Here is a 19,808-nt window from a genome sequence, read left to right as displayed (position 1 = left end):
TCGTGCGGCTTCGGGCGACAATGCTGGGGTACCGTCAGAAGAACTGTCTTATCAAACTCACTATGGCAGGAGGGACGGGGCGGCACCGCTCCGTATGGATGGACGTGAAGCGATACTTCCGTGGGCCGGTCATGTGGATCGTGCTGGCCGTCCTTGCCGTGGTCGTGTTGATGCAGGTCGTCGGCTCGTCCGGCGGCTACAAGACGGTGGACACCGGCCAGGTCGTGGCGGCGATCAATCAGAACAAGGTCGAGTCGGCCAAGCTCACCACCGGCGACGAGCAGACCGTCAAGGTCACGCTCAAGGACGGCGTGAAGGTCGACGGCAGCTCGAAGATCCAGGCGAGCTACATCGGCGACCAGGGCGTGACCATCGCCAGCACCCTGCAGACCAAGTACCAGGACAAGCAGATCCCGGACGGCTACACGGTGTCGCCGTCCAAGCAGAACCCGTTCCTCGGCGTCCTGCTCTCCCTGCTCCCCTTCGTCCTCATCGTGGTCGTCTTCCTGTTCCTGATGAATCAGATGCAGGGCGGCGGCTCCCGGGTCATGAACTTCGGCAAGTCCAAGGCGAAGCTCATCACCAAGGACACCCCGAAGACGACGTTCTCGGACGTCGCGGGCGCGGACGAGGCCGTCGAGGAGCTCCACGAGATCAAGGAGTTCCTGCAGGAACCGGCCAAGTTCCAGGCCGTGGGCGCCAAGATCCCCAAGGGCGTGCTGCTGTACGGCCCGCCCGGCACCGGCAAGACCCTGCTCGCGCGCGCCGTCGCGGGCGAGGCGGGCGTGCCGTTCTACTCGATCTCCGGTTCCGACTTCGTCGAGATGTTCGTCGGCGTCGGTGCCTCCCGAGTCCGTGACCTGTTCGAGCAGGCCAAGGCGAACGCCCCGGCGATCGTCTTCGTCGACGAGATCGACGCGGTCGGCCGACACCGCGGCGCCGGCCTCGGCGGCGGTCACGACGAGCGCGAGCAGACCCTGAACCAGCTCCTCGTCGAGATGGACGGCTTCGACGTCAAGGGCGGCGTGATCCTCATCGCCGCGACGAACCGGCCCGACATCCTCGACCCGGCCCTTCTGCGCCCCGGCCGCTTCGACCGCCAGATCGCGGTCGACCGCCCGGACATGCAGGGCCGCCTGGAGATCCTCAAGGTCCACCAGAAGGGCAAGCCGGTCGCCCCGGACGTCGACCTGGCCGCGGTCGCCCGCCGCACGCCCGGCTTCACCGGCGCCGACCTGTCGAACGTGCTGAACGAGGCGGCCCTGCTCACGGCCCGCAGCGACCAGAAGCTCATCGACAACAAGATGCTGGACGAGGCGATCGACCGCGTGGTCGCGGGCCCGCAGAAGCGGACCCGGATCATGTCGGACAAGGAGAAGAAGATCACCGCGTACCACGAGGGCGGTCACGCCCTGGTCGCGGCGGCCTCCCCCAACTCCGACCCGGTCCACAAGATCACGATCCTGTCGAGAGGCCGCGCCCTCGGCTACACGATGGTGCTTCCGGACGAGGACAAGTACTCGACCACGCGCAACGAGATGCTCGACCAGCTGGCGTACATGCTGGGCGGCCGCGCGGCCGAGGAACTGGTCTTCCACGACCCGACCACGGGCGCCGCGAACGACATCGAGAAGGCCACGGCCACGGCTCGCGCGATGGTCACGCAGTACGGCATGACCGAGCGCCTCGGCGCCATCAAGTTCGGCGGCGACAACACCGAGCCGTTCCTCGGACGTGAGATGGCTCACCAGCGCGACTACTCGGAAGAGGTCGCCGCGCTGGTGGACGAGGAAGTCAAGAAGCTCATCGAGAACGCGCACAACGAAGCCTGGGAGATCCTGGTCGAGAACCGCGACGTCCTCGACAACCTCGTCCTCCAGCTGCTGGAGAAGGAGACCCTGGGCAAGGAGGAGATCGCCGAGATCTTCGCCCCGATCCACAAGCGCCCGCCGCGGCCCGCCTGGACCGGCTCCTCCCGCCGTACGCCGTCCACCCGCCCGCCGGTGCTCTCCCCCAAGGAGCTCGCGCTGACCAACGGTGCGAACGGCGCGACTCCGGCGATCAACACGGCGAAGTCCACCGCGGCGGAGTCCGCCCCGGTGACCGAGCCGGCCCCGGAGGACCGTCCCGAGAGCTGACCGTTCCCGGACCGGAATGAACGCCGCGCCCCCCAGGTTCTAGCCTGGGGGGCGCGGCGTTTCGCATGGCCGCAGATGAGGCGCGTGGCCCACACGCGTGACCCGCACAGGAACGAGGCACCAGATGACCGACCCCGTGACGCTGGACGGCGAGGGCACCATCGGCGAGTTCGACGAGAAGCGCGCCGAGAACGCCGTACGCGAACTCCTGATCGCGGTCGGCGAGGACCCGGACCGCGAGGGGTTGAGGGAGACGCCGGCGCGGGTGGCGCGGGCGTACAAGGAGATCTTCGCGGGCCTGTGGCAGAAGCCCGACGACGTACTGACGACGACGTTCGACCTCGGGCACGACGAGATGGTGCTCGTGAAGGACATCGAGGTGTACTCGACCTGTGAGCACCACCTGGTCCCGTTCCGGGGTGTTGCTCACGTCGGTTACATTCCGTCGGTCTCCGGCAAGATCACCGGCCTGTCCAAGCTGGCCCGGCTGGTGGACGTCTACGCCCGCCGCCCGCAGGTACAGGAACGACTCACCACGCAGATCGCGGACTCCCTGATGGAGATCCTGGAGCCGCGGGGTGTGATCGTCGTGATCGAGTGCGAGCACATGTGCATGTCGATGCGCGGTATCCGCAAGCCGGGCGCGATGACCATAACCTCGGCGGTGCGTGGTCAGCTGCGGGACGCGGCGACGCGGAACGAGGCGATGAGCCTCATCATGGCGCGCTGAACGCCCCGTGGACGCGACGGGGGCGGGTCACGCCACCGGTTCCGCCCCCGGATGGTTCTCGTCGTCGTCCTCCGGCAGTTTGCATACGCGTTCCAGGAACAGGGCCGCCACTATGACGGCGATGCCCGCCAGTACCGAGAAGGCCGCGTAGATGGCCTGGTCCCGGCGGGCGGGGATGTCGAGGAGTTCCAGGAGGAAGACGCCGGTCCCGCCGTACATCCCGGCGACCAGGGCGGCGACGAGGGCGCTGGACTGGCCGAAGACGACCGCGCGGGCGGCCATCAGGGGGTCGACGCCCTTGGCGCCGGGGCGGCGCTCGCGCTGGGCCTTGAACCGGGCGCGCAGGGAGAGGGCCGTGGACAGCAGGACCACGGCGATCAGGGCGAGCACGATGGGGGCGGCCACGGGGACGCTCGGCAGGGTTCCGATCGAATTCCACAGGCGGGCGCCCGCCCAGGACAGGATGCCTGCCACGACGAACACGCCCGCCAGCACCCTGATGCGCAGCTCTCTCACGGTGTCCCTTCAGCTCCCACTGTGCCCGTCTTCCGGTCGTCTTGACCTTAACGACTACTCGGGCAGCCGGAGTTCCAGGTCCCCCCGGGCCGCGACGCCCTCGCGGGTGACGGCGCCGAGAAGGTCGGCGACCGTGCCGCGGCCGGGCAGCTGGGCCTCGGGATCCACGTCGTACCAGGGCGCCAGCACGAAGGCGCGCTCGTGGGCGCGCGGGTGGGGCAGGGTGAGGTGCGGGTCGTCGGAGGTGACGTCGGCGTACGCGACGATGTCGACGTCCAGGGTGCGCGGGCCCCAGTGCTCGTCCCGTACCCGGTTGAAGGCCTCCTCGACGGCGTGCGCGCGCTCCAGGAGGGAGGACGGGGGCAGCGTGGTCTTCAGGACCACGACCGCGTTGTAGTAGGACGGCTGGCTGCCGGGCTCCACGCCCCACGGCTCCGTCTCGTACACGGGGGAGACCGCCTTGATGCGGACGCCGGGGGTGTCCTCCAGGGCGTCGATGGCGCCCTGGAGGGTCTCCAGGCGGTTGCCGAGGTTGGAGCCGAGGGAGATCACGGCCCGCCGTGGGTTCTGCAGGGTGGTGTCGGCGGCGTCGACCTTCTCGACGACGGAGGCGGGCACCGGCTGAACGGTCGGGTCGCTGTGACCTTTGGTGAAGGGCGCGGTCATACTCGGCTCCGGGTGATGGTGACGGTCACGTCGTCGAAGGGGACCGTGATCGGCGCGTCGGGCTTGTGGACGCAGACCTCGACCTCCTGGACCCCCTCGTGCTTCAGACAGGTCTGGGCGATGCGCTCGGCGAGCGTTTCGATGAGGTTCACCGGCTCGCCCTCGACCACGGCCACGACCTCCTCGGCCACGATGCCGTAGTGCACGGTCTTCGCCAGGTCGTCGTCGGCCGCGGCCGGCCGGGTGTCCAGGCCCAGGACGAGGTCCACGAAGAAGGTCTGGCCCTCCTCGCGCTCCTTGGGGAACACACCGTGGTGCCCGCGGGCCTTCAGGCCGCGCAGCGCGACACGATCCACGCGAATCACTCCTGCAGTCGTCGGTACGGCCGGTCCGTGCCGTGTGCGGGCGGCGCACCGGCCTCGGACGAATCTACCCGCGGGCGCTGACGGAGCCGGGCCACGGGGACCTGGGCCGGCTGCGGGACCGGAGGGTTCATCGCGAGTTTCCCCTGCGGAACCCGGTGGCTCACGGGCTGGTAGCCGCACCTACCCGTGGGTTCGTGATTCCAACCACTTCTTGCTCCCTGTGGCCCGCCTACCCACTCAGGCGGGTGTGTCGCCGTCCTCTTCCTCGTCGTTTTCGGCCAGAACGGGGGACGCGTGGTGGGACCAGAGCTTCCAGCCGAGGGAGGTACGGCGGAAGACGTTCGTGGCGACGACGAGCTGGCCGACGAGGGGGCCGAGTTCCTCGCCGCCCTCGGGTGCGGGGCCGCCGCTGAGGATGTTCTCCGTGCAGGTCACGAGGGCGGTGTCACCGGTGACGGAGACGTGCACGTCGGTGAGGAAGAACTGGATGTAGTCGGTGTTCGCCATGATCAGCGCGTACGACCTGAGGACCTCGCCGCGGCCGGTGAGCACCGGCCAGCCCGGGTGCACGCAGGAGATCACGCCGACGTCCGCCGGGTCGTGGTAGGTCTCGTCGACGCCCAGGTCGGACGGGGCGAGCCAGAGCGAGGACAGCTCTTCGAAGTCGCCGCGCTCCATCGCCTCGTAGAAGGCGGTGTTGGCCTGTTCCACCTGCTCGACGTCGGTGTGGGGGGCGCTCACCGGGTTCCTTCCGGTGCGCTTTCCGCCGAACGCGCCCCCTCCACCGCCCGGGCCACCCGGACCGCGTCCGCCGTGGCGCGTACCTCGTGGACGCGCACCGCCCAGGCGCCGGCCTGGGCCGCCAGGGCGGAGACGGCGGCGGTGGCGGCGTCGCGTTCGCGGGCGGGCGGGGGAGCCCCTCCCGGTCCGGCCAGCACCCGGCCGAGGAACCGCTTGCGGGAGGCGGCGACCAGCAGCGGATGGCCCAGGGCGCGCAGGCGGCCGAGGTGGGCGAGGAGGGTGAGGTCGTGTTCGGCCTCCTTGGAGAAGCCGAGTCCGGGGTCGACGACGACGCGGTCGGGGGCGACGCCGCCCGCCAGGACTGCCTCCACGCGCGCGTGCAGTTCGTCGACGACCTCGGTGACGACGTCCTCGTACACGCCCTTGACGTTGCCGCCCTGGAGGAAGCCGCGCCAGTGCATGACGACGAAGGGGGCGCCCGCCTCGGCCACCACCGGGATCATCGCCGGGTCGGCGAGGCCGCCGCTGACGTCGTTGACGACGGCGGCGCCGGCCGCGAGGGCCTGTGCGGCGACCGAGGCGCGCATGGTGTCGACGGAGACGACGACGCCCTCGGAGGCGAGGCCGCGGACGACGGGGACGACGCGTCTGAGCTCCTCGTCCTCGTCGACGCGGGTGGCGCCGGGGCGGGTGGACTCGCCGCCGACGTCCACCAGGTCGGCGCCCTCGGCGACCAGCTCGAGCCCGTGCTTGACGGCGGCCGTGGTGTCGAAGAAGCGGCCGCCGTCGGAGAAGGAGTCGGGGGTGACGTTGACGACCCCCATGACCGCGCAGCGGTCCCATGCCGGAAGGCCCGCCACTCGGCCGCGCCCGCTCTCGTTGCTCATACGTTCAGCGTAGGCCCAGCCCGGGGAGGGCCGAGTACGGCCCACCCGGGGGCTTCGGCCCGGACCGGTTCGGGGTCACGCCGCCCGGACGTCGCGGACGTCGCGTTCCGCGAGCCCGTGGGAGCACGGGCGGGCGGCGGCGGTGGAGCGGCGGCGCAGGAAGCGCGGCAGCGGGAGGGCGAGGTCGACGAAGCCCTCCGCCTGCATGGCGGCGAAGCCGATGCGGGGCAGGTCGCCGGAGGCCCGGTAGACCACGAAGCGCGGCTCCCAGCGTGGCTGGAACTTGGCGTTGAACTTGTACAGCGACTCGATCTGGAACCACCGGGAGAGGAACACCAGCAGCCCGCGCCAGGCGCGCAGCACCGGCCCCGCGCCGATCTTCTCCCCGCGGGCGAGGGCGGAGCGGAACATCGCGAAGTTCAGCGACACGCGGGCGATGCCGAACTTCGGGGCCGCCTGGAGCGCGGCGACGATCAGCAGCTCGTTCATGCCGGGGTCGGCCGAGCGGTCGCGCCGCATCAAATCCAGCGAGACGCCGTCGGTGCCCCAGGGCACGAAGTGCAGGATCGCCTTGAGGTCGCCGTACGGGCCGGGCTGTTCGTCGGCCTTGTGCGCGGTGGCGATCAGGCAGTCGCCGTCGGCGGCGTCGCCGATGCGGCCGAGCGCCATGGAGAAGCCGCGCTCGGTGTCGGTGCCGCGCCAGTCCTCCGCCGCGCGCCGGATACGGTCGAGTTCGGCCTCGCCGAGGTCACGGATGCGCCGTACCCGGGTTTCGTAGCCGGCCCGCTCGATGCGCTTGACCATCTGGCGCACGTTGCGCATCGCGCGTCCGGCGAGCGAGAAATCCGCCACGTCCACCACCGCCTCGTCGCCCAGTTCGAGGGCGTCCAGGCCGGTCTCGCGGGTCCACACCTCGCCGCCCGTCTCCGAGCAGCCCATGACGGCGGGGGTCCAGGAGTGGGCCTTGGCCTCGTCCATGAACCGTTCGATGGCGCCGGGCCAGGCCTCGACGTCGCCGATCGGGTCACCGCTGGCGAGCATCACGCCGGACACCACCCGGTACGTCACCGCCGCCTTGCCGCTGGGCGAGAAGACGACCGCCTTGTCGCGGCGCAGCGCGAAGTGGCCGAGGGAGTCGCGTCCGCCGTGCTTGGCCAGCAGGGCCCGCAGCCGGGACTCGTCCTCCTCGGTCAGCTGGGCGGCCGGGTGTTCGGGGCGGAAGGCCAGGTAGACGGTGGTGACCGCGGTGATCCAGCCCAGGGCGCCGAGGGAGAAGGCGACCGTCCAGGAGGTGTTGCCCTGGTAGTCCACCGGGCCTTCGAAGCCGAACAGGCCGTAGATGACGTGGGTCAGCCGATCGGCCAGGCTCGGGTCGCCGACCAGCCGGTCGGGGTGGACGCTGACGATGACCAGTCCGAGGACGAGGGAACCGGCGCTCATGAGGACGAAGTTGGCGAGCGCGCGCCAGCGGCTGCGCGGATCGGGCAGGGCCGCGAACTCGGCGCGGTGGCGCAGCAGCGGTACGAGCAGGGCCAGCGAGATGACCATCCCGATGACGGAGTGCCGGTACACGAACTGCGCCACCGCGCCGGCCGGCAGCAGCGCCACCGCGGCCCGCCACGCCCGGCGCTTGCGCCGTTTGAGCCCGTGCGCGAGCAGCAGCAACAGCACGCCCGCGCTGAGCGAGAGCGCCGCGGCGAACGGGCCGAAGGAGCCCGGCAGCACCTCGGCCATGGCGTGCATACGGCTGTGACGGAAGCGCGGGAACACGCCCGCGGCAATGTCCAGCAGCCCCACGACCGCGCAGGCCCTGCCGATGAGCGCGGGGACGACCTCGGGACGCGGACCGCGGAAGACGCGCCGCGCCCGGCTTGATCGGCTCGGAACCCCGCCCGACATTTCCCCATCTATCCTGACAGACATCGCATCCCGTAGTTCTGCGAGAGACCTTGAGTCCGGCGCCCGTTTCGGGCATCCGGCGACATTGCGCCCTCTAGGACGGTGTCTCGGGGAAGGAGGTTCCTTCCTCGCCGGAAAGCCGGTTCAAAGCCCAGGGAAAGCCTGGGGCAAGCCCTTGCGACGATCGCGTGGGCGAGCCGCGGGCGGAAAGCGCAGGCAGGAACAGCTCATGGGTCTCACGAGCAACAATGTGCTGGTGGTGGCGATCGCGCTCGCCGTCCTGCTGTTCGTCGGCACGGTGTGGCTGTGGCCACGGCTGGCCCGGCGCGGCTGGCGGTCCGTCAGCGGGCGGGTCGGTCTGCTTCTCGCCACCCAGGTGACGCTCTTCGCCTCCGTGGGCATCGGCGCCAACCAGGCCTTCGGCTTCTACGCCAGCTGGGCCGACCTGCTCGGTCAGGAGACCGACCAGGGGATAGTCATCGACCACACGGCGGGCGGCGGCACCGGCGGTCCGCTCCAGGTGATCTCCACGCGGCGGGTGAACGGGTCGGGCGGAGCGCGGCCGCAGACGGCCGGACAGGTCCAGAAGGTCGACATCGTGGGCCGTACGACCCACATCGCCACACCGGCGTACGTCTACCTCCCCCCGGAGTACTTCCAGCCGCAGTACCGCACGCGTACGTTCCCCGCGTCCGTAGTCCTCACCGGATACCCCGGCACCGCACAGGCCCTGGTGGACAAACTGCACTACCCGCGTACGGCGCAGGACCTGGCCAAGGACGGGCGGATGCAGCCGATGATCCTGGTCATGCTGCGGCCGACGGTGGCGCCGCCGCGCGACACGGAGTGCGTGGACGTTCCGGGCGGCCCGCAGACGGAGACGTTCTTCGCCAAGGACCTGCCCGACGCCGTACTGGCCCACTACAGGGTGGGCAAGAAGCCCGGCAGCTGGGGGATCATCGGTGACTCCACGGGCGGGTACTGCGCGTTGAAGCTCGCCATGCACCACCCGAACGTGTACGCGGCCGGGGCGGGCCTGTCTCCGTACTACAAGGCGCCGATCGACCCGACGACCGGTGACCTCTTCCACGGTGACCGGAAACTGCGGAATCGTTCCGATCTGTGGTGGTGCCTCAAGCACGAGCCGGCCCCGGACACCTCACTGCTCGTCAGCAGCAGCAAGATCGGCGAATCCAACTACAAGGACACGCTCGAATTCATAGAGCGTGTGCGGGCCACGAACCTGACCCGGATCTCGTCGATCATCCTGGAGAGCGGCGGTCACAACTTCAACACCTGGCGGCGGGAGATCCCGGGGACGCTGCAGTGGATCAGCGGGCGGCTCAGCGACCGCTGAAAGGCCGTGTTTTTACGGGGGCGGCGCGCCAAGAATCGCCTACTCGCGGTAAGTTTCTGGCCATGCCACGTGGACGTCACCGCCATTCCCCGCCCCTGCACAGGCTGTTGCCCCCGTCGGCGATCGCAGGCGTCTCCGTCGTCTGCGCGCTGGGGCCCTGGGTGTTCTCGGAGCAGACGGTGCTGCGCGCCCTCGCCGCGGCCGCCGCGGCGACGGCGATCGCCGGTGCGGTCGTCATGCGCCGCTGGGACACGCAGGCGGGCAAGCAGGTGGCCGACCTCGTGCGCGCGCGGGCGGGTGACGAGTGGCGGTTCGAGGAGCGGGTCGCCGAACTGGAGACCGACCTCGAGGAGTCCCGCGAGCTGCGCGCCAAGCTGGAGCAGCGGCTGCGCGCCAAGCGGGCGGAGCTGGCGGGCCTGCGCAACGAGCACGCCGCGCTGCTGCGGCGGTACGCCACGGCGGAGACCGAGCGGGCCAGCGCGCTGGAGGGGCGGCGTCTGCTCGAGATAGAGGCCGGGCCGCCGTCTTCGTCGCTCGCCCTGCCGCCCGCGCGCGCGGCGGAGGACGATGCCGAGGCTGTGGCTGCCCCGGCCGAGGAGGAGAGCGCCGAGGCGGCCGTGGACGCCGTGACCGAGCCGGTGGCTCCCGGGGTGTTCTCGCCGCAGGGCTCCCAGTTGTTCCTGCGGGCCAAGGTGGCGCTGGGCCGGTTCGCCGCCGGTGACGAGACTCCCGGGGGCGAGGCCGAGGCCGTTGCCAAAGGGGATGGCGTCGACGAGGGCGTGACGGAAGCGGCCGGCCGGGAAGCGGCCCAGGAGGACGAGGTCCAGGGGCAGCCCGAGGCGGTCGACGGGCATCAGCGCGCGGCCGCCGCCACCGCCACGACGGCACCGGACGAGTCCGCGCCGCAGTCCGAATCGCAGCCCGAATCGCAGCTCGGTTCGCAGACCACGGGGCACTTCACGGTACCGACCGCGGTGGCCGTCGTACCGGCGACGCCCGTGCGGCGCCCGGCGGTCGAGGGCGGCTTCGATTTCTTCGGCACGCAGAAGGACTCGCCGTCCGACGCGCTGGACGCCGTGCAGAACGAGGACCTCGCCGACGTGGTCGGCCAGGAGGCCCTCGCCCTCCACAAGGCCGAGTCCGAGGCCGAGTTCAAGCCCGCCGACCCCGAGTCCCGGCGCATCGGCCAGGTCATCGACCTGACGGCCCACGACGAGACGGAGCAGATCGACCTCCAGGGCCTGCGCAGCGCGGCTTCCTGAAGTCTGTCCTGGGCGCGACGCGCCCTGGGGGGCTGCGCCCCCTGGACTCCCGTTCGGGGCGGGCACAGGCCCGGGGGTCAGGTCATCCACCGCTCCGGCCCCGCGTCCCGCCGACCCGTGCGGGACCGTTCCGCCTGGGCGTGGAGCAGCTCGGCCGCCTCCTGAGCGTCCCGCAGCCGGGCGGTCACGGTCTTGTCGGCTCCGGTGTCCACATGGATGTCGGCGACCCGCCACAGGCGTTCCCAGGGGCCCTGGGTGAGCCGGGTGCTCTGGACCTTGGCGTGCGGGACGAGGGCGAGGGTGCGGCGCAGGAGCCCGTGGCGGGCGGCGAAGACGGTGTCGGTGACCGCGAGCCCGTAGCCGCGCCACCACACCGGCACGCACCACCCGGCCCGCCGTGGCGGCCGGTCCGGCACCGAGGGCACGGTCACCCCGGGCAGCACACGCGCGACGACGGACTCCGCGACCGGGCGCGGAGCGACCGGTACCAGAACGGAGTTGGACGATCCGGCGACGTCCAGCTCCACCCGCACCCACCCGCGCCGCCGCCACAGCAGGGGCTGGACGATCCGCACCGTCTGCACCCGCCCCGGCGGCACCGTCTCGTGGGTGCGGTCCAGCAGCCCGTGGTCGATGCGCAGGCCGTCCGGGGACTCGGCGACCGTCCAGTCGTACTCCCCGACGAACCGCCCCGCGCTGCTCGCGCCCGCCGCGCCGAGCAGCGGCAGGCCGGTGGCGAGGACCGTCCACACGCTGTGGGTGGCCAGCCACAGCACGGGCGGTACGACGAGCGCGGCGGCCAGGGTGCCCCAGGTGGCGCCGGTCAGCAGCAGCGAGATCGCCAGCTCGCGCGGGGGCACGCGCAGCAGTTCGCGGGCCGGCGCCTCACCGACCTCGTGTGCCGTCTCCGGCGCGAAACCGGCCGCGCGCGCGAGCAGTTCGGCGCGCAGCGCGCGTGCCTCGGCCTCGCCCAGGAAGGCCAGTTCGTCCTTCTTGTCGGCGCCGACGACGTCGATCCGCAGCTTGGCGACGCCCGCCACGCGCGCGAGGAGCGGCTGGGTGACGTCGACGGCCTGGATCCGTTCCAGCCGGATGTGCGCGGTGCGCCGGAAGACGAGACCGGTGCGTATGCGCAGTTCGGTGTCGGTCACCGCGAAGTGGGTGAACCACCAGGACAGGAACCCGTAGAGGGAGGCGGCCGGGACCAGGACGGCGAGTCCGATCCAGAGCATGGTCGTGGTCAGCCTCGTCAGCTGTTCCTGCGCCTGGTTCGGGTCGTGCACGGCCCACCCGGCGAGCACGGCGACCGGCGCCCACGCCCGCCGGAACGGCGTCACCGGGTGCAGCCGCCGCTCGGCCACGGCCCGCCCCGGCCGTATGCCGTCGGCGGCGTCCGGCGCCGTCACAGCCCCGCCGACCGGGCTTCGCCCAGCTCGGTGAGCCGGTCGCGCAGCCGCTCCGCCTCGGCCGGGTCGAGGCCGGGGATGGCCGCGTCGGTCGCGGCGGCGGCGGTGTGCAGCTGCACACCGGCCAGCCCGAAGCGCCGTCCCACCGGCCCGGAGGTCACCTCGACCAGCTGCATCCGCCCGTACGGTACGACGGTCTCCTCACGCCACAGCACTCCGCGGCTGATCAGCAGGTCGTCGGCGCGCTCGGCATAGCGCCAGGACCGCCAGTTGCGGCCGAGCAGCACCCAGCCCCACGCCATCAGGGCCAGCGGCAGCAGCGCGAACGCGGCCCAGGCGGGCCCGGCGAGCAGTCCGAGCGGCAGCCCCACGGCGAGGGCCACCACGCCCAGCCACACCACCAGCAACAGCCGCCGCATCCGCAGCAGGCCCGCGGGCAGCCCCCGCCACTCCGGCTCGGCGGCCGTCACCGCGCCGCACTCCCCGTTCTCCCCGCTCCCCGTCTCCATGCCGCCAGCCTACGTAGGGGAGACTGGGTCCATGACGTCCATGACCCCCGCGACGGAGACCACGGTCGGGATCGGCGGTGCCGCGGAAAGCACCGACATGGTGCTGAACATCGGCCCCCAGCACCCGTCCACGCACGGCGTGCTGCGGCTCAAGCTCGTGCTGGACGGCGAGCGCATCCTGCGCGCGGAACCGGTGATCGGCTATATGCACCGGGGCGCGGAGAAGCTCTTCGAGGCGCGCGACTACCGCCAGATCATCATGCTCGCCAACCGCCACGACTGGCTGTCGGCCTTCTCCAACGAGCTGGGCGTGGTGCTCGCCGTGGAGCGGATGCTGGGCATGGAGGTCCCCGCGCGCGCGGTGTGGACGCGCACCCTGCTGGCCGAGCTGAACCGGGTGCTGAACCATCTGATGTTCCTCGGCTCCTATCCGCTGGAGCTGGGCGGCATCACCCCGGTCTTCTACGCGTTCCGGGAGCGCGAGGTGCTCCAGAACGTCATGGAGGAGGTCTCCGGCGGGCGCATGCACTACATGTTCAACCGCGTCGGCGGCCTGAAGGAGGACCTGCCGGCCGGCTGGGCCGCACGCGCGCGCGGCGCCGTCGCCGCCGTGCGCTCGCGCATGGACGTCTTCGACGACCTGGTCCTCGGCAACGAGATCTTCCGGGGCCGCACCCGGGACGTGGGGGTGCTCGCGCCGGAGCACGTGCACGCCTACGGCGTGAGCGGCCCCATCGCGCGCGCCTCCGGCGTCGACTTCGACCTGCGGCGCGACGAGCCGTACCTGGCGTACGGGGAACTGCAGGACACCCTGGAGGTGGTGACCCGGACCGAGGGCGACTGCCTCGCCCGCTTCGAGTGCCTCCTGGCCCAGACCCACAACGCGCTGGACCTGGCCGACGCCTGCCTCGACCGGCTCGCCGAGCTACCGCCCGGGCCGATCAACCAGCGGCTCCCGAAGGTGCTGAAGGCGCCGGAGGGCCACACCTACGCGTGGACCGAGAACCCCCTCGGCATCAACGGCTACTACCTGGTCAGCAAGGGCGAGAAGACCCCGTACCGGCTGAAGCTGCGCTCGGCCTCGTACAACAACATCCAGGCGCTGACCGAGCTGCTGCCCGGGACGCTGGTGGCGGACATGGTGGCGATCCTGGGCTCAATGTTCTTCGTGGTCGGGGACATCGACAAATAGGCCGAGTGCGTTCGGGAGCCCGACCGGCTGGAGCAGCCACCCGAAGTCCCCGAGGCCGCCCGGCGCGATCAGCTCGGCGGCCTCACCGGCGCTTGTGAGGGCGCGTACGTACTCCGAGGGGTTCGTCGAGGCGAGCGCGAGCGGGGGGCGCGTACCTGCGAGACCTAGGGCGCGCAGGGCATCCCGTTGGGAGATCAGGCGTGCGCCGGGGAGCGTGTGGGGCTGGGGGAGCGCCGCGCACGCGTCCAGTGCCACATGTGCCGTGATGTCGCACGACCCGTCCGGCACGGGCGCCGTCTCGCGCCCCTCCCGGAAGCCGGTGAGCGTCCCGAACGGGGGCCGGGTGTCCGCTGTGTGCGCGTAGTCCACGGCGACCGCGAGCCCCCGCTCGACGCGCGCCACGGCGGACGCCCACGCGGTGTCCCTGGGCAGCCCGATCTCCGCGCGCAGCCCCTCCTCGGCCGGCAGCGGCCACCACCGCGCGAGCCACTCGGCCTCCGCCCCCGACACGGGCTCCCCGAGCCGCTCGCGCCCGTCCGCCCGCACCAGCACCCGCCGGGGCACGCCCGCCGAGTCCACCTCCGCGAGCTCCACGGGTACGTTGTCCAGCCACTCGTTGGCGAACAGCAGCCCCCGGATCCGCTCGGGCGGCTCGCTCAGCCAGGTGATCCGGCCGTCGAGCCCCGCCGGACGGCCGGCCAGCTCGACGCCGTACCCGCGCGCGCGGGCGGCCACCTCGGCGGGCAGCGCGGCGAGCACACCCGTGACCAGCTCGCCCCGCCCGGCCCCCATGTCCACGAAGTCCAGCGTCCCGGGCCGCCCCAGCGCCTCGTCCACCCGGCACAGCAGCCGCGCCACGGCCCGCGCGAACAGCGGCGACGCGTGGACGGACGTACGGAAGTGACCCGCCGGTCCCTCGGGCCGCCGGTAGAAGCCGCCCGGACCGTACAGGGCCCCCTCGGTGGCCGCCCGCCAGCCCTGCCACTCGCCGGTGCTGTCGCCGCTGTTCTCGCCGCTGTTCTCGTCCGTCACCGGGACAGACTAGGGCGGCCCCGCACGCACAGATGATCACGTCCTCCACCTTGCGGAGTACGCGCGCCGGGAACGGATCGGCCCTCCGGTTGACTCCCGCACCCTGCGCGTTTCCCTACTCTGGGTTACGTGCAGCGCCTCTATGACTTCCTCCGCAGGCACCCGATGTGGGTCGACACCTTCTGGGCCGTCGTCCTGTTCGGGATTTCCGGCGTGAGCGTGACCAGCGTCAACGGGGCGCCCCACCACCACGGATCGGTCGCCGCCGGACTGGCCGTCTCCGCCGTGCTGTGCGTTGTCGTCGCGCTGCGCCGCCGCTTTCCGGAGCCGATGCTGCTGGTGACCGCCGCGACCGGACTGGCGCAGCTGATCCTGGACGTCGAGACGACGGTCGCCGACTTCGCCATGCTGGTGATCACCTACACGGTCGCCGCCGTCGGTGAGCGCTGGGTCTCCCGCTTCGCCCTGGTCATCGGCCTGTGCGCGGCGCCCTTGGCGCAGATCCGCTGGCCGGAGCAGGACGCGAGCTTCATCGGCAAGGTCGCGATCACGGTGTTCCAGACGGTGCCGTTCGCCCTCGCCTGGGTGCTCGGCGACTCCATGCGCACCCGCCGCGCCTACTTCGCGCAGCTGGAGGAGCGCGCCTCGCGCCTGGAGAAGGAGCGCGAGGCACAGGCCAAGGTCGCCGTCGCCGCCGAACGCGCCCGGATCGCGCGCGAGCTGCACGACGTGGTCGCGCACAACGTGTCGGTGATGGTGGTGCAGGCCGACGGCGCCGCCTACGTCCTGGACGCCGCGCCCGACCAGGCGAAGAAGGCCCTGGAGACGATCTCCTCCACCGGCCGCCAGGCCCTCGCCGAGATGCGCCGCCTGCTGGGCGTGCTGCGCACCGGCGAGCACCAGGAGAGCGGCGAGTACGTCCCGCAGCCCGATGTGGAGCAGATCGACGACCTGGTCGAGAAGTGCCGCAGCTCCGGCCTGCCCGTCGACTTCAGGGTCGAGGGCACCCCGCGTCCGCTGCCCAGCGGCGTCGAGCTCACCGCGTACCGCATCGTGCAGGAGGCGCTGACCAACACCCGTAAGCACGGCGGTCCGAACGCGGGCGCGAGCGTGCGGCTGGTCTACTTCGACGACGGGCTCGGCCTGCTCGTCGAGGACGACGGCAAGGGCGCCCCGCACGAGCTGTACGAGGAGGGCGGCGCCGACGGCCAGGGCCACGGGCTGATCGGCATGCGCGAGCGGGTCGGCATGGTCGGCGGCACTCTGGACGCGGGCCCCCGCCCCGGTGGAGGCTTCCGCATCAGCGCCCTGCTGCCGCTCAAACCGGCGCACTGACGCCGAAGTACGCCCCTGTTGACACCTGTCACGCCCGCGCACGACCGCACGCCCCCTTGCTGAACGAACGGAAGAGGACCCCGATGACGATCCGCGTGATGCTCGTCGACGACCAGGTGCTGCTGCGCACCGGGTTCCGGATGGTGCTCGCCGCCCAGCCGGACATGGAGGTCGTCGCCGAGGCGGGCGACGGCGTCGAGGCCCTCCAGGTGCTGCGCTCGACCGCGGTCGACGTGATCCTGATGGACGTGCGCATGCCCAAACTGGACGGCGTGGAGACCACCCGCCGCGTCTGCGCCGAGCCCGATCCGCCGAAGGTGCTGATCCTGACCACCTTCGACCTCGACGAGTACGCGTTCTCCGGGCTGAAGGCGGGCGCCTCCGGCTTCATGCTCAAGGACGTGCCGCCCGGCGACCTGCTCACCGCCATCCGCTCCGTGCACAGCGGCGACGCCGTCGTCGCCCCCTCCACCACCCGCCGCCTGCTGGACCGCTTCGCGCCGATGCTGCCCTCCGCCGGCAAGGAGCCCCGGCACAAGGAGCTTCAGCGGCTCACCGACCGCGAGCGCGAGGTGATGGTGCTGGTCGCCCAGGGCCTGTCGAACGGCGAGATCGCCGCCCGGCTGGTGCTGTCCGAGGCGACCGTGAAGACCCATGTGGGCCGCATCCTGACCAAACTGGGCCTCAGGGACCGGGTGCAGGTGGTGGTCCTGGCGTACGAGACCGGGCTCGTCCGGGCCGGCGGACTCGGCTGACCCGCCCCGGCGGCCGGGCGGGCGTCGATAGGGTCGGCGCATGCTCCTGTGGATCAACGGCCCCTTCGGGGGCGGCAAGACACAGACCGCACACGAGATACAGCGCCGCCTGCCCGGCAGCGTCATCTGCGACCCTGAGCACGCCGGTTTCGGCCTGCGCCGCACGCTCCCGCCCGAACTGCGCGGAGACTTCCAGGACTTGGTCTCCTGGCGGCAGGGCGTCGTCGAAGTCCTCGACCTCGCCCTCACCAAGCACCACGGCGTGGTCATCGCCCCCATGACGGTCACCGACTCCGGCTACTTCGCCGAGACCGTCGGCCGCCTGCGCGAACTCGGCCACGACGTACGGCACTTCACCCTGCTCGCCGAACGCGAGACCGTGCTGAAGCGGCTGCGCGAGCGCGGCTTCGGGCACCTCCTGCAGTTCATGGGCGGGAAGAACGCCGGGCTGGGCCGGGAGACCTGGGCGGTGAGCCGGCTGGACCACTGCCTGGAGCGGCTGCGCGAGCCGGAGTTCGCCGAGCACCTGTGGACGGACCACTCCACCGTGCCGAAGACGGCGGACCGCGTCGCCGTACTGGCCGGGCTCACCCTGCGCCCCAACCACGAGGGCGCCCTGCGGACCCGGCTGCGGCAGACGGGCGTGGGGCTGCGGCACATCCGGTTCGACTGAGCGGGCCCCGCGGCTACGCCCGCTTCGGCAGCCGGGCCACGAAGTCCGCGACCGCCGCCTTCACGTCGGCGGCCGTCCACCGAAGACCCGCGGCGCGGACGACGACCTCGGTGAAGGCCAGACCCGGCCCGCCGCGCAGCCAGCCGACGGGGAACAGTAGGGTGCCCGTCTCCTCGGCCTGGCGGACCGCCGCCTCCGACAGCACGTCGGGGTCGTACGGCAGCCACACCTGGAACTCGTGCGTGTGCGGCTCCTCCGGGTGGACCCGCGCCCAGGGCAGCCCGGCCGCGGCGAACCCCTCGCGCAGCGCGGCGGCCACCACGCGCGCGTGCCGCACGTACTCCGGCAGCCGGGGCAGTTCCCGGTCCAGTCCGACGAGCGCCGACAGCGCGGTGGGGAACTGCTGGAAGACCATGCCGCCGTACCGGTGCCGCCAGGTCTTCGCCTCCTCCACCAGCGTCCTCGGGCCGGCCAGGGCGGCGCCGCCGAAGCCGTCGAGGGACTTGTAGAACGACACGTAGACGCTGTCCGCCAGGCCCGCGATCTCCTCCAGGGGCCGCCCGAAGTGCACGGTGGTCTCCCACAGGCGCGCGCCGTCGAAGTGCACCACCGCGTCGCGGTCCCGGGCCGCCGCGACGACCTCGGTGAGCTCCTCCCAGGTGGGCAGCACGAAACCGGCGTCCCTGAGGGGCAGCTCCAGCATCAGCGCCCCGAACGGCTCGTCGAAGCCGCGTATCTCCTCGGCCGTGGGCAGCCGGGGCTCATCGGTCACCCGGACCGGGCGCAACCCGCTGACCTCGCTGAACGCGTTCCGCTCGTACAACTCGGGGTGCGCCAGCGCGTGCAGGGCGACGGTGGGGTTGCCGGTGCGGCCCGCCCAGCAGCGCAAGCCCACCTGCTGGGCCATCGTGCCGGTCGGGAAGAACGCGGCGGCCTCGGTGCCCAGCAGCGCGGCGACCCGGTCCTCCAGGGCGGCCACGACCCCGTCGCCGTACATGTCCGCCGGCTCGTCCAGGTCGTACACCTGGGGCGCCGCCTCCTGCAGACTCGCCAGACGCTCCCCGATCGAGGTCCGGAAGCCCCCGCGCGACAGCACACGCGTGGCCTGCCGGAAGGCGGCCGAGCGCCGCTCCCGCAACCGCTCCCGCGCGGACTGTCCGCTGCCCTGTTCCGCCGTATCGCTCATGCCCCGGATCATGCCGTGCCCCGCCTTGGGACGGCACCGGATTTCCAGCCCGCGGGCGCTGCGGGAAGGCCGAACGGCCACCCACAGCCTGTGGACAACCGACCGGCCCCCGACCCGATCGCGTTAACATGACGAGAAATCGTCCGGTACCCAGAGCGGACTGGAACGGGAAGGCCTCCGTCGCGTGACTACAGTCCACCAGCAAGACTCCAAGGACCGCCCCGCGCGGCTCACCGTCGGCGTCGTCGGAGCCGGCCGCGTGGGCCCCGCGCTCGCCGCGTCCCTCCAGCTCGCCGGACACCGTCCGGTGGCCGTCTCCGCGGTCTCCGACACCTCCCGGCGGCGGGCCGCGCTGCTGCTGCCGGACGTGCCGGTCGTACCGCCCGCCGAGGTCCTCCAGCGCGCCGACCTGGTGCTGCTGACCGTCCCGGACGACACCCTGCCCGGCCTCGTCACAGGCCTCGCCGAGACCGGGGCGGTACGCCCGGGACAGCTGCTCGTGCACACCTCCGGGCGGTACGGCGCGAGGGTGCTGGACCCCGCCCTGCGCGCGGGCGCGCTGCCGCTGGCCCTGCACCCCGCGATGACCTTCACCGGCACCCCCGTCGACGTCCAGCGGCTGGCCGGCTGCTCCTTCGGGGTCACCGCGCCCGAGGAACTGCGGCTGGCCGCCGAGGCCCTCGTGATCGAGATGGGCGGCGAGCCCGAGTGGATCGCCGAGGAGAACCGCGCGCTGTACCACACCGCCCTCGCCCTGGGCGCGAACCACCTGGTCACCCTGGTCGCCCAGTCCATGGAGCTGCTGCGCACGGCCGGCGTCGAGGCCCCCGACCGGATGCTCGGCCCGCTGCTCGGCGCCGCCCTGGACAACGCCCTGCGCTCCGGTGACGCGGCACTGACCGGCCCCGTCGCGCGGGGGGACGCGGGCACCGTCGCCGCGCACGTCGCCGAACTGCGCGCGCACGCCCCGCAGACCGTCGCCGGCTATCTGGCGATGGCCCGCGCCACCGCCGACCGCGCGCTCGCCCAGGGCCTGCTGAAGCCGGAGCTCGCGGAGGACCTCCTCGGGGTACTCGCCGACGGGGCCGCCCCGGCCGGCGGCGCGGACGGCGCCGACGGGGACGCCCGATGAACCGGGCCGGGCCGAAGACCGCGAAGG

At 72.2% G+C, this 19,808-nt stretch carries 19 protein-coding genes; 9 read left to right on the top strand and 10 right to left on the bottom strand.

Annotation, left to right across the window (positions count from 1 at the left end; all coding sequences use genetic code 11):
- Positions 1–98: 98 nt before the first annotated feature.
- Together ftsH and folE are read left to right on the top strand one after the other, a co-directional pair.
- Positions 99–2,138: an ATP-dependent zinc metalloprotease FtsH gene (gene ftsH, locus ACZ7L0_RS35245; RefSeq protein WP_471246628.1), complete on the top strand. Its 2,040-nt coding sequence runs from the start codon at positions 99–101 to the stop codon at positions 2,136–2,138.
- Positions 2,139–2,262: 124 nt separating this feature from the next.
- Entirely contained in the window at positions 2,263–2,868 is a 606-nt protein-coding gene (gene folE, locus ACZ7L0_RS35240; RefSeq protein WP_471246627.1) for a GTP cyclohydrolase I FolE, read from the top strand.
- A gap of 27 nt (positions 2,869–2,895) precedes the next feature.
- Here the strand turns inward: folE and ACZ7L0_RS35235 are convergent, their stop codons facing one another.
- From ACZ7L0_RS35235 to ACZ7L0_RS35210, 6 genes are all read right to left on the bottom strand, one after another.
- On the bottom strand, positions 2,896–3,384 hold the full coding sequence (locus tag ACZ7L0_RS35235; protein ID WP_471246626.1) for a DUF3180 domain-containing protein: 489 nt from the start codon (positions 3,382–3,384) through the stop codon (positions 2,896–2,898).
- Between the two features lie 54 nt (positions 3,385–3,438).
- Positions 3,439–4,050, bottom strand: a complete 612-nt coding sequence (folK, locus tag ACZ7L0_RS35230; RefSeq protein WP_471246625.1) for a 2-amino-4-hydroxy-6-hydroxymethyldihydropteridine diphosphokinase — start codon at positions 4,048–4,050, stop codon at positions 3,439–3,441.
- Complete coding sequence (gene folB / locus ACZ7L0_RS35225; RefSeq protein WP_471246624.1) at positions 4,047–4,406, bottom strand: dihydroneopterin aldolase; 360 nt, start codon at positions 4,404–4,406, stop codon at positions 4,047–4,049. The genes folK and folB overlap by 4 nt, the downstream gene beginning before the upstream one ends.
- A 246-nt stretch (positions 4,407–4,652) precedes the next feature.
- Positions 4,653–5,156: a nuclear transport factor 2 family protein gene (locus ACZ7L0_RS35220; protein WP_471246623.1), complete on the bottom strand. Its 504-nt coding sequence runs from the start codon at positions 5,154–5,156 to the stop codon at positions 4,653–4,655.
- Positions 5,153–6,043 carry a dihydropteroate synthase gene (folP, locus tag ACZ7L0_RS35215; protein ID WP_471246622.1) on the bottom strand — a complete coding sequence of 297 codons (891 nt, stop codon included), beginning with the start codon at positions 6,041–6,043 and terminating at the stop codon, positions 5,153–5,155. Before folP ends, ACZ7L0_RS35220 begins: the two co-directional genes overlap by 4 nt.
- Positions 6,044–6,118: 75 nt before the next feature.
- On the bottom strand, positions 6,119–7,942 hold the full coding sequence (locus ACZ7L0_RS35210) for a phosphatidylglycerol lysyltransferase domain-containing protein (RefSeq protein ID WP_471246621.1): 1,824 nt from the start codon (positions 7,940–7,942) through the stop codon (positions 6,119–6,121).
- A 229-nt stretch (positions 7,943–8,171) separates the two neighbouring features.
- On the opposite strand from ACZ7L0_RS35210, the gene ACZ7L0_RS35205 reads away from it, so the two are divergent.
- Positions 8,172–9,299 carry an alpha/beta hydrolase gene (locus tag ACZ7L0_RS35205; protein ID WP_471246620.1) on the top strand — a complete coding sequence of 376 codons (1,128 nt, stop codon included), beginning with the start codon at positions 8,172–8,174 and terminating at the stop codon, positions 9,297–9,299.
- Positions 9,300–9,361: 62 nt separating this feature from the next.
- Entirely contained in the window at positions 9,362–10,561 is a 1,200-nt protein-coding gene (locus ACZ7L0_RS35200; RefSeq protein ID WP_471246619.1) for a hypothetical protein, read from the top strand.
- Between the two features lie 77 nt (positions 10,562–10,638).
- On the opposite strand, the gene ACZ7L0_RS35195 is transcribed toward ACZ7L0_RS35200, so the two are convergent.
- Together ACZ7L0_RS35195 and ACZ7L0_RS35190 are read right to left on the bottom strand one after the other, a co-directional pair.
- Positions 10,639–11,967: a PH domain-containing protein gene (locus ACZ7L0_RS35195; protein ID WP_471246618.1), complete on the bottom strand. Its 1,329-nt coding sequence runs from the start codon at positions 11,965–11,967 to the stop codon at positions 10,639–10,641.
- On the bottom strand, positions 11,964–12,476 hold the full coding sequence (locus tag ACZ7L0_RS35190) for a PH domain-containing protein (RefSeq protein ID WP_471246617.1): 513 nt from the start codon (positions 12,474–12,476) through the stop codon (positions 11,964–11,966). Before ACZ7L0_RS35190 ends, ACZ7L0_RS35195 begins: the two co-directional genes overlap by 4 nt.
- A gap of 40 nt (positions 12,477–12,516) precedes the next feature.
- Here ACZ7L0_RS35190 and ACZ7L0_RS35185 point away from each other — a divergent pair, with 40 nt between their 5' ends.
- Positions 12,517–13,668, top strand: coding sequence for an NADH-quinone oxidoreductase subunit D (locus tag ACZ7L0_RS35185; RefSeq protein ID WP_471246702.1), 1,152 nt, complete (start codon positions 12,517–12,519; stop codon positions 13,666–13,668).
- Here the strand turns inward: ACZ7L0_RS35185 and ACZ7L0_RS35180 are convergent.
- The gene (locus ACZ7L0_RS35180) at positions 13,633–14,700 is read right to left on the bottom strand and encodes an SAM-dependent methyltransferase (protein ID WP_471246616.1); all 1,068 of its coding nucleotides are present in this window, start codon (positions 14,698–14,700) and stop codon (positions 13,633–13,635) included. The two genes, ACZ7L0_RS35185 and ACZ7L0_RS35180, sit on opposite strands and share 36 nt — an antisense overlap.
- Positions 14,701–14,829: 129 nt before the next feature.
- On the opposite strand from ACZ7L0_RS35180, the gene ACZ7L0_RS35175 reads away from it, so the two are divergent.
- The 3 genes from ACZ7L0_RS35175 (at position 14,830) to ACZ7L0_RS35165 (ending at position 17,463) form a co-directional block, all read left to right on the top strand.
- A complete protein-coding gene (locus tag ACZ7L0_RS35175; protein WP_471246615.1) occupies positions 14,830–16,035 on the top strand; it encodes a sensor histidine kinase in 1,206 nt (401 codons plus the stop codon).
- 83 nt (positions 16,036–16,118) lie between these two features.
- On the top strand, positions 16,119–16,790 hold the full coding sequence (locus ACZ7L0_RS35170) for a response regulator (RefSeq protein WP_471246614.1): 672 nt from the start codon (positions 16,119–16,121) through the stop codon (positions 16,788–16,790).
- Between the two features lie 40 nt (positions 16,791–16,830).
- Positions 16,831–17,463, top strand: coding sequence for an AAA family ATPase (locus ACZ7L0_RS35165; protein WP_471246613.1), 633 nt, complete (start codon positions 16,831–16,833; stop codon positions 17,461–17,463).
- Positions 17,464–17,476: 13 nt separating this feature from the next.
- On the opposite strand, the gene ACZ7L0_RS35160 is transcribed toward ACZ7L0_RS35165, so the two are convergent.
- Positions 17,477–18,649, bottom strand: a complete 1,173-nt coding sequence (locus ACZ7L0_RS35160) for a threonine aldolase family protein (protein ID WP_471246612.1) — start codon at positions 18,647–18,649, stop codon at positions 17,477–17,479.
- Positions 18,650–18,833: 184 nt separating this feature from the next.
- Here ACZ7L0_RS35160 and ACZ7L0_RS35155 point away from each other — a divergent pair, with 184 nt between their 5' ends.
- On the top strand, positions 18,834–19,781 hold the full coding sequence (locus tag ACZ7L0_RS35155; RefSeq protein WP_471246611.1) for a Rossmann-like and DUF2520 domain-containing protein: 948 nt from the start codon (positions 18,834–18,836) through the stop codon (positions 19,779–19,781).
- The last annotated feature ends 27 nt before the right edge of the window (positions 19,782–19,808 follow it).

Source organism: Streptomyces sp. NPDC039424, from assembly GCF_055639495.1.
The sequence above is the reverse complement of the archived record's forward strand: the minus strand, read 5'-3'. Positions and strand labels throughout refer to the sequence as shown.